The organism is Pseudomonas sichuanensis, assembly GCF_003231305.1.
Classification (GTDB): Bacteria; Pseudomonadota; Gammaproteobacteria; order Pseudomonadales; family Pseudomonadaceae; genus Aquipseudomonas; species Aquipseudomonas sichuanensis.
Map to the genome: position 1 here is coordinate 1 of NZ_QKVM01000123.1, position 1,622 is coordinate 1,622.

Here is a 1,622-nt window from a genome sequence, read left to right on the forward strand (position 1 = left end):
GCCTGTTCCAGGGATTGCCTGCGTGGCTGAATAGCCTGTCGGTAGGCTCGACAAACATCCCCATCGCCATTGGCCTCATCGTCATGATGTACCCACCTCTGGCGAAGGTGAAATACGAGGAGTTGCCGCAAGTCTTCAAGGACAAGCGCATCCTTGCCCTGTCGCTGATCCAGAACTGGGTGATCGGCCCGGTCCTGATGTTCGGGCTAGCCGTTGTCTTCCTTTCCGACAAGCCTGAGTACATGACCGGCCTGATCCTCATCGGCCTGGCACGCTGCATCGCCATGGTGCTGGTGTGGAACCAGATCGCCGGTGGCAACAACCAGTACGTGGCCGGTCTGGTCGCCTTCAACAGCATTTTCCAGATCCTGTTCTTCAGCGTGTACGCCTGGATCTTCCTGGGCCTGTTGCCGCCGCTGTTTGGCCTTGAAGGTAGCGTCATTGAGACCAGCTTCCTCGATATCGCTCAATCGGTGCTGATCTACCTGGGCATCCCGTTCCTGGCTGGTTTCCTGACCCGCAAGATTCTGATCAGCAGCAAGGGCGAGACCTGGTACCAGGAGCGCTTCATCCCGAAGATCAGCCCGCTGACCCTCGTGGCACTGCTGCTGACCATCGTCGCCATGTTCAGCCTGAAAGGCGACATGGTGCTGCAACTGCCGCTGGATGTGCTGCGCATCGCTATCCCGCTGACCATCTACTTTGTGGTGATGTTCTTCATCAGCTTCTGGATGGGCAAGCTGCTGGAAGCTGACTACCCACGTACCACTGCGCTGGCGTTCACCGCAGCGAGCAACAACTTTGAACTGGCCATTGCCGTGGCCATCGCCACCTTCGGTCTTGCCTCGCCGGTCGCATTTGCCACCGTCATCGGGCCCTTGGTGGAAGTGCCGGTACTGATCTCCCTGGTGGGCGTGGCCTTGTGGCTCAAGCGCCGCTGGTTCGATCAGCCATCTGGCGCCCTGTCTCAGGAGTAAATCATGACCGAACACCACATCCCCAATATCGACAACGATCTGGTCGACCTGCCGACAGCAGACAAGTTGGCAGTCGAGCCAAAGTCCACCCACAAGCCTCGCATTCTGCTGCTGTACGGATCGACCCGCGAACGCTCGTTCAGCCGCCTGCTGACGGAAGAAGCGGCACGCCTGCTAGAGCACTTCGGTGCCGAGACGCGGATCTTCAATCCGACCGGGCTGCCACTGGCGGATGACGTGCCCGATGACCACCCCATGGTCAAGGAGCTGCGCGATCTGGTGCTGTGGTCCGAAGGCATGGTCTGGTGCTCGCCGGAACGCCACGGTGCAATGACCGGCGTGTTCAAGTCGCAGATCGACTGGATTCCACTGAGCATGGGCGCCGTGCGCCCCACTCAAGGCAAAACCCTCGCGGTGATGCAGGTCTGCGGCGGCTCGCAGTCGTTCAACGTGGTCAACCAGCTGCGCGTCCTCGGCCGCTGGATGCGCATGTTCACCATCCCTAACCAGTCGTCCGTGCCGAAGGCCTACCTGGAATTTGACGAGGCGGGTCGCATGAAACCCTCTTCGTACTACGACCGTGTCGTCGACGTAATGGAGGAGTTGGTGAAGTTCACCCTGCTGCTTCGTGATCGCTCCGACTAC

General features: G+C 59.8%; 2 protein-coding genes. Both read left to right on the forward strand.

What is annotated here, in order from left to right:
* Window positions 1-977 (forward strand): ACR3 family arsenite efflux transporter (gene arsB, locus DM373_RS28340; RefSeq protein ID WP_110996608.1); only part of this gene is annotated, 977 nt, incomplete at its 5' end.
* Between the two features lie 3 nt (window positions 978-980).
* Window positions 981-1,622 (forward strand): arsenical resistance protein ArsH (arsH, locus tag DM373_RS28345; RefSeq protein WP_110996609.1); only part of this gene is annotated, 642 nt, incomplete at its 3' end.